Source organism: Pseudomonas sp. CGJS7 (assembly GCF_036961695.1).
This window is the reverse complement of the sequence record NZ_JBAMDI010000063.1, coordinates 53,040-59,857: the sequence shown is the minus strand read 5'-3', so window position 1 is coordinate 59,857 and position 6,818 is coordinate 53,040. Positions and strand designations below refer to the sequence as shown.

8 protein-coding genes are annotated in these 6,818 nt (G+C 68.2%); 4 read left to right on the top strand and 4 right to left on the bottom strand.

Annotated elements, in window-relative coordinates:
* Positions 1-609 (bottom strand): mannose-1-phosphate guanylyltransferase (locus tag V7787_RS30480; protein WP_336091115.1); only part of this gene is annotated, 609 nt, incomplete at its 3' end.
* A 166-nt stretch (positions 610-775) separates the two neighbouring features.
* Here V7787_RS30480 and V7787_RS30475 point away from each other — a divergent pair.
* The 3 genes from V7787_RS30475 to V7787_RS30465 all read left to right on the top strand — a co-directional run bounded on the left by V7787_RS30475 (position 776) and on the right by V7787_RS30465 (position 3,472).
* Entirely contained in the window at positions 776-1,621 is an 846-nt protein-coding gene (locus V7787_RS30475; RefSeq protein WP_336091113.1) for a D-hexose-6-phosphate mutarotase, read from the top strand.
* A 163-nt stretch (positions 1,622-1,784) separates the two neighbouring features.
* Complete coding sequence (locus tag V7787_RS30470; RefSeq protein WP_336091111.1) at positions 1,785-2,531, top strand: electron transfer flavoprotein subunit beta/FixA family protein; 747 nt, start codon at positions 1,785-1,787, stop codon at positions 2,529-2,531.
* Positions 2,531-3,472, top strand: a complete 942-nt coding sequence (locus tag V7787_RS30465) for an electron transfer flavoprotein subunit alpha/FixB family protein (protein WP_336091110.1) — start codon at positions 2,531-2,533, stop codon at positions 3,470-3,472. Before V7787_RS30470 ends, V7787_RS30465 begins: the two co-directional genes overlap by 1 nt.
* A 94-nt stretch (positions 3,473-3,566) precedes the next feature.
* On the opposite strand, the gene V7787_RS30460 is transcribed toward V7787_RS30465, so the two are convergent.
* The 3 genes from V7787_RS30460 to V7787_RS30450 are packed head-to-tail and all read right to left on the bottom strand — an operon-like array spanning position 3,567 to position 5,480.
* The gene (locus tag V7787_RS30460) at positions 3,567-4,334 is read right to left on the bottom strand and encodes a PIG-L deacetylase family protein (RefSeq protein ID WP_336091108.1); all 768 of its coding nucleotides are present in this window, start codon (positions 4,332-4,334) and stop codon (positions 3,567-3,569) included.
* A complete protein-coding gene (locus V7787_RS30455; RefSeq protein WP_336091107.1) occupies positions 4,324-5,169 on the bottom strand; it encodes a GNAT family N-acetyltransferase in 846 nt (281 codons plus the stop codon). Before V7787_RS30455 ends, V7787_RS30460 begins: the two co-directional genes overlap by 11 nt.
* A 32-nt stretch (positions 5,170-5,201) precedes the next feature.
* Positions 5,202-5,480 carry a hypothetical protein gene (locus V7787_RS30450; protein ID WP_336091105.1) on the bottom strand — a complete coding sequence of 93 codons (279 nt, stop codon included), beginning with the start codon at positions 5,478-5,480 and terminating at the stop codon, positions 5,202-5,204.
* Between the two features lie 279 nt (positions 5,481-5,759).
* Between V7787_RS30450 and galE the strand changes: the two genes are divergently transcribed.
* Entirely contained in the window at positions 5,760-6,767 is a 1,008-nt protein-coding gene (gene galE / locus V7787_RS30445; RefSeq protein ID WP_336091103.1) for a UDP-glucose 4-epimerase GalE, read from the top strand.
* Positions 6,768-6,818: the final 51 nt, after the last annotated feature.

Genomic DNA, 6,818 nt, shown 5'->3' with positions numbered 1-6,818 from the left:
ACGCGCGGCCTGGAACAGGAACATGCCCGAATTCCAGGCATAAGTGCCTTCGGCCAGATAGGCCTGGGCGGTCGCCAGCGCCGGCTTCTCGACGAAGCGGGCGACCCGGTACACGCCTTCGTCCAAGGCCTCGCCGCGGGCGATGTAGCCGTAGCCGGTTTCCGGGTAGTCCGGCTGAATGCCGAAGGTGACCAGCCAGCCTTCCGCGGCCCGCTGCGCGGCGCGCGCGACCGCCTCGCGGAATGCGCTTTCGTCCTCGATCAGATGATCGGCCGGCAGCACCAGCATCACCGCCTCGGGGTCGCTGGCCAGCAGGTGGCAGGCGGCCAGGGCGATCGCCGGCGCGGTGTTGCGCGCCATCGGTTCCAGCAGGATGCCGCCGCTGTCCACGCCGATGCCCTGCAACTGCTCGCCGACCATGAAGCGGTGGCCCTCGGCGCACACCGTGACCGGCAAGCCGGCCTGCGGCAGCGCGCGCGCGCGCAACACGGTTTCCTGGAACAACGAACGGTCGCCGATCAGCGACAGGAATTGTTTGGGCTGGTTCTCGCGCGACAGCGGCCACAAGCGCGAACCGCTGCCGCCGCTCAATACGACAGGATGCAGCATCCCGCCTCCATGCAACGATAAGACGCGACAGCATAGCCCGGCCCGTGCGCCGGGGCCTTCATGGAACGTGACCGGCGGCCGAGTCGGCGTGTGGCCAAGCGCGCGAGCTTGCGGCAGGCTGTACCCGGCGCCACCGGCGCCCTCCGCCAGCCCCCAAGGAACGGACATGGCCTCCGACCCGCACGCCGCCCTTCCCGCCTCGCTGCGCCTGGAATTCGAGGACGGGCATCTGCATGCCGCGCCGTTCGGCGCCCACCTGCTGTCCTGGCATTGCGGCGGCAGCGAACGCCTGTATCTAAGCCCGCGCGCCAGTTTCGGCGCCGGCAAGGCGATCCGCGGCGGAGTGCCGGTGATCTTTCCGCAGTTTTCCGCGCGCGGCGACGGCCCGCGCCACGGCTTCGCCCGCACCCTGACCTGGGAAGCGCTCGACACCGCCGACGCGGCCTCGCCGCGGCTGAGCTTCCGCCTGACCGACCGCGAGGAAACCCGTCGCCACTGGCCCTACCGCTTCGAAGCTGAACTGGACCTCGAACCGACCGCCGAGCGGCTGCGGATCGCCCTGAGCGTGCGCAACACCGATCCCAACCCGATCGAGTTCACCGCCGCCCTGCACACCTACCTGCGCGTGGCCGACATCGCCGGCACCCTGGTCCACGGCCTGGAAGACCGTCCGTATGTCGATTCGACCCGCGGCGACGCGCACTGCCCGCCCAGCGACGCGCCGGTGCGCTTCGAGGGCGAGGTCGACCGGATCTACCCCGACACCCGCCAGCCGCTGCGGCTGACCGACGGCGAACAGCTGCTGCGCCTGGAAGCCGAAGGCTTCGCCGACACCGTGGTGTGGAACCCGGGTGCCGAACTGGCCGCCGGCCTGGCCGATCTGGGTGCCGGCGAGCACCGCCACTTCGTCTGCGTGGAAGCCGGCAACGTGCTCAGCCCGGTGCGGCTGGAGCCGGGCGCGGCCTGGACCGGCGCGCAGATCCTCACCGTGGAGCCTTCCGCAGGCCGCTGAAGCGCGCGCCCGCGGCGTTTACGCCCGATCCCGCAACGCCGGCGTTTCAAACGCTCGCGCCGGCCGCGTGCGCCCGCGCGCTGCCCCCGCCCGGCCGTCTCCGTTAGAATTGGCGGCTCTTGGCCGCTCCCGGCCGGACACCCCCACAAGGAAATCCCGCACGATGAAGATCCTCGTCGGCTACAAGCGCGTGGTGGACTACAACGTCCGCATTCAGGTCAAGCCGGATGGTTCCGGCGTAGTTACCGACGGCGTCAAGCTGTCGGCCAATCCGTTCGACGATATCGCCCTGGAAGAAGCGCTGCGCCTGCGCGACAAGGGCATCGCCACCGAAGTCGTGGTCGCCACCATCGCCCCCGCCGACGCGCAGCCGCACTTGCGCAACGGCCTGGCCATGGGCGCCAACCGCGCCGTGCACATCGTCAGCGACCAACCGATCCAGCCGCTGACCGCCGCGCGCGCGCTGCTCAAGCTGATCGAAAAAGAACAGCCAGACATCGTCATCCTGGGCAAGCAAGCCATCGACGACGATGCCAGCCAAACCGGCCAGATGCTGGCCACCCTGTGGGGCCGCCCGCAGGCGACCTTCGCCTCCAAGCTGGAAGTCGCAGACGGCAAGGCCACGGTCACCCGTGAAGTCGACGCCGGCCTGGAAACGCTGGAAGTCGATCTGCCGGCGGTGGTCACCACCGACCTGCGCCTGAACGAGCCGCGCTTCATCAAGCTGCCCGACATCATGAAGGCCAAGAGCAAGCCGCTGGAGACGATCCAGTTCGCCGAGCTCGGCGTGGACACCGGCGACACGCTCAAGACCACCCATTACGCGCCGCCGCCCAAGCGCAGCAAGGGCGTGATGGTCAAGGACGCGGCCGAACTGGTCGCCGCACTGAAGCAGAAGGGGTTGCTGTGATGAGCAAGGTTCTGATTGTTGCTGAACACCTCGACGGCAAGCTCAACGCGTCCACCGCCAAGTGCGTGTCGGCCGCGCAGGCGCTCAAGCCCGAATCGATCGACATCGTGGTGCTGGCCGCCGACCCGGCCGCCGTCGCCGCGCAGGCCGCGCAGATCGCCGGGGTCGCCAAGGTGCTGACCGTGGCCAACGCCGCCAACGCCAACGCCATCGCGCAAGTGCTGGCGCCGCAGATCGCCGCGCTGGCCAAGGGCTACAGCCACGTGTTCGGCCCCTCGACCACCTTCGGCAAGGACCTGATGCCGTGCGTGGCCGCGCTGTTGAACGTGGCCCAGGTCTCCGACGTCATGGCCGTGGACGGCAGCCACACCTTCAAGCGCCCGATCTACGCCGGCAACGCCATCATCACCGTCGAAGCCCCGGCCGATCACACCGTCGTGGCGACCGTGCGCGCGGCCTCGTGGCCGGAAGCGGCCAAGGGCGGCAGCGCCGCGGTGGAGGCCGCCTCGGTCGACGCCGCGCTGCCCAGCCACACCCGCTTCGTCGGTCTGGCCGCGGGCAAGTCCGACCGTCCCGACCTGCAGAGCGCCAAGCGCGTGGTCTCCGGCGGCCGCGGCGTCGGCTCGGCGGAGAACTTCAAGATCATCTACGACTTCGCCGACAAGCTCGGCGCCGCCGTCGGCGCCTCGCGCGCCGCGGTCGACGCCGGCTACGTCCCCAACGAACTGCAGGTCGGCCAGACCGGCAAGATCATCGCTCCGGAGCTGTACGTCGCCGTCGGCATCAGCGGCGCGATCCAGCACCTGACCGGGATCAAGGACGCGGGCACGATCGTGGCGATCAACAAGGATGGCGAAGCGCCGATCTTCGAGATCGCGGACATCGGCTTGGTGGGTGATTTGTTCAAGTTGTTGCCGGAACTGGAAGCGGCGTTGGCGTAAGCCATCCGGGCGGACGGATCGTCGCGATCCGTCCGCTTCCAGCCGGTTCATCGCAATTCAAGCGGTCGGCGCCCAGCGGCTCCGACCGCGCGCTTCAAACCTCTCGGTACGCCGCCGTCGCCGCGGCGAAATCGGCCCACTGCGGGCCGCCGCGACGTTCGTACAACATCGCGCCCTCATGCGGACGCTCGGCGGTACGGCGCGGGTCCACCGGCTGACGCCAGAACGCATCGGCGCGACGCATGCGCCACAAATAGAACGGCAACAGGCCGACGAAACTTTTCCACTGCGACCGATAGCGCAGGCACAACGCCGCGCAGCCCAGACGCGCGCCCAACCCGGTCGGCAACACTTCCAAGGCGCCGTTGGCGGGCAATGGCGAAAGCACCTTGAACCAAGGCCCGGATAGGCCTTGCCCGTGGTAAAGCGAGTACTGCCACATGCGCGCACCGCGCGCGCGCGCCACGGCCAACGCGGCCAGATGGCTGGCATCGTGATCGTGATGGCCGCCTTCCCAGGCCGGCATCAACACCTCGCCTCCCAGCGCCTGGCCGAAGCGTTCGATCAGGCGCGGCACCACCACGTCCAGGCGCAGATGCAAACCGCCGTCGGGAATGCTCCATTCCTCGCCGCAGAAATGCATGTTCGCCGGATCCATGCCGAACTCCGACAGCACCGCGACGCTCTCGCCGCGCCGGCGCGCGGTGTCTTGCCCGCCCCAACCGCCGTCGGTCAGCCACACCGCCTCGACCCGGCGCCCGCTGGCGAGCGCCTGGCGCAGCCACGGAAACACCGCGAACTCATCGTCGGGATGCGCGAACACCACCAACAGCGGCGCGGCGGCGGAAGAATCAGAACGCATCGAAATCCAACTGCCCCAAGCGCACCGAATCCGCCGCAGGCACCGCCACGCCGGAAGCCAACGGCCTGAAAATCATGTTCAACGGGCTGGGGCGAAAACGCTGCGGAATATCGAACCAGCCCGATTCGCGGCGATCTCCACCGGGACGCAGGCCCAGGTGCAGATGCATCGCCCAGGCCGGCGAAGCGGCCGGCTCGGGCATGCCCTCGACCGCCGCCAGCTCATCCCAGGCGCGCAAACCGGGCTTGTCGGTGACCGCTTCGGCCCCGAGCATCCCGTTGCCGGCGCGCACCAACCGATAACCGCGTTGCGGGTTGGCGATCCGCCAGGCCAAGGTCGCTTGCGACCAATCGCGACGGAAACCGGTCGCCGGCGTCGCCGGCGCGCGTTCGATCCGGCCGAAACCGATGCGCGCGTCGAGCGGACGCACCAGCGTGAATCCCAACTTGCGCAGGAATCCCGGAGTCGAGTTGGCGTTGGCCACGCCGTACACCGCCGCCACTCCCGCGTCCGCGCCGGCCTGGTAGGTCGCGTCGGCCAGGCGAGTGAACAAGCCCTTGCCTTGGAAATCCGGATGCGTCGCGGTATTGAGCGACAGCATCACCCGTACCGAGCGTCCGTCGACGAAGGCTTGCACCGGCACACAGACGTAATGCGCGGCCAGCCTGTCGCCTTCCCAGGCATCGCAACCGATCACCGCGCCGGCGGGATTGCGCGCATACAGCCACTCCAGGTACTGCGCATTCAAATGCGTCGCGCCCGGAAAACAGGCGCGAAACAGCTGTTCGTACCCCGCCAATGCCTTGGCATCGGAACTTACCGGACGGATTTCCAAGCTCGACTCCCTTTCATTGACGCCGACGCCGCTCAAGCCTCGGCGTCGGGCGACAGCAACCACACGGTGATGTCCGACGGCAACGCGCGCAGCGTGGGCACCAGAGGCAGGATCGCCGCGGTCAGCGCCATCGCCTTGGCCTTGGACACGTCGCCGGAACACATGATTCGGGAGTATAGGCCGCGAGCCAGCAAAGTCGGCAGCCTGCGGCTGGCGCCGACCCGCAATCCGGCGCGGCCGGCCACGGCGGCCAGCGATCGGGTGTCGAAGTAATACAGAGCGGCGGAAGCACCGGCCTCGCGACGAAACAACTGCCGCGATAACCGCGATTCGCCGAATGACGACCGGGCGCTTTCGACGACTCCCAAGCCCAGGCCAGCAGGCCGGCCGGCCCCGCCTGAGGCCGCCTCTGGCGGGCCGCGCGACACCCCGGCCCCGGATTTCAGGCCGTTCGCCCTGGAGAGGGGCTATTTCGACGGCCGGCGTGAGGAGGCTTTCATCCATCCCCCCGCCAAAACCGCGATAATGAGGGGTTGGACGCCCAGGGGGGGCGGCTATCCTCTTTCCTCAGTCAATCAGACAGCCGTATCGTGAGCAAGAAAATACTGGTCACCGGTGGCGCCGGCTTTATCGGCTCCCATACCGTCGTGGAGTTGGCCGCGGCCGGATATGAAATCCTGCTGATCGACAACTTTTCCAACAGCGAGCACTGGATCCTCGATCGGATCGCCAAAGTGTGCGGCAACCGCATTCCGTTCAAGCATCTGGACTTGCGCGACGCCAACGCGATCAGCGCCTGTGTATCGAGTTATCGCCCCGACAGCGTGATTCACTTCGCCGCGCTGAAGTCGGTCGGCGAGAGCGTCCAACAGCCGTTGGCCTATTACGAGAACAACCTCACCGGCACGCTCAACCTGCTGCAGGCGATGAGCAACGCCGGCTGCAACCAGCTCGTTTTCAGCTCCTCCGCCACGGTCTACGGAGTCCCCGAGCGCTGCCCGATCACCGAAGATGCGCCGCTGGACGCCGTCAACCCGTACGGCCGTACCAAGCTCATGATGGAAAACGTGATCCGCGATGTAGTCACGGCCCAGCCGGATTTTCAAGCGGCGATCCTGCGCTACTTCAATCCGGCCGGGGCCCACCCCTCCGGCGAAATCGGCGAACTGCCGCTGGGCGTGCCCAATAATCTGGTCCCGTTCGTGGCTCAGGTCGCGGCCGGCCTGCGTCCGCAGGTACGGATATTCGGCAACGACTACCCCACTCCCGACGGTACCGGCGTGCGCGACTACATCCACGTCTGCGATGTGGCCAAGGCCCACGTCGCGGCTCTGGCGGCGCTGGACGACAGCGGCGTGCGCGAGTTGACCGTCAATCTGGGCACCGGCCGCGGCTACTCCGTGCTCGAGATCGTCCACGCGTTCCAGACCGCCGCAGGCCTGCCGATCCCCTATGCGTTCGTCGAACGCCGCCCGGGCGACGTCGCCGAGTGCTATGCCGATCCGACCCTGTCGCATCGGGCGCTGTCGTGGCACGCGGAGCATGGGCTGGAGCGTATCTGCGAGGACGCTTGGCGCTGGCAGCGCGGGCTGCGCTGACGGCAACGGCAACTCCCTCGGATCATCCACTCATCATTGTTGCATCGGCAT

Coding starts and splice junctions, on each gene's coding strand:
- V7787_RS30475 (WP_336091113.1), top strand. CDS start 776: ATGGCCTCCGACCCGCACGCCGCCCTTCCCGCCTCGCTGCGCCTGGAA.
- V7787_RS30470 (WP_336091111.1), top strand. CDS start 1,785: ATGAAGATCCTCGTCGGCTACAAGCGCGTGGTGGACTACAACGTCCGC.
- V7787_RS30465 (WP_336091110.1), top strand. CDS start 2,531: ATGAGCAAGGTTCTGATTGTTGCTGAACACCTCGACGGCAAGCTCAAC.
- V7787_RS30460 (WP_336091108.1), bottom strand. CDS start 4,334: ATGCGTTCTGATTCTTCCGCCGCCGCGCCGCTGTTGGTGGTGTTCGCG.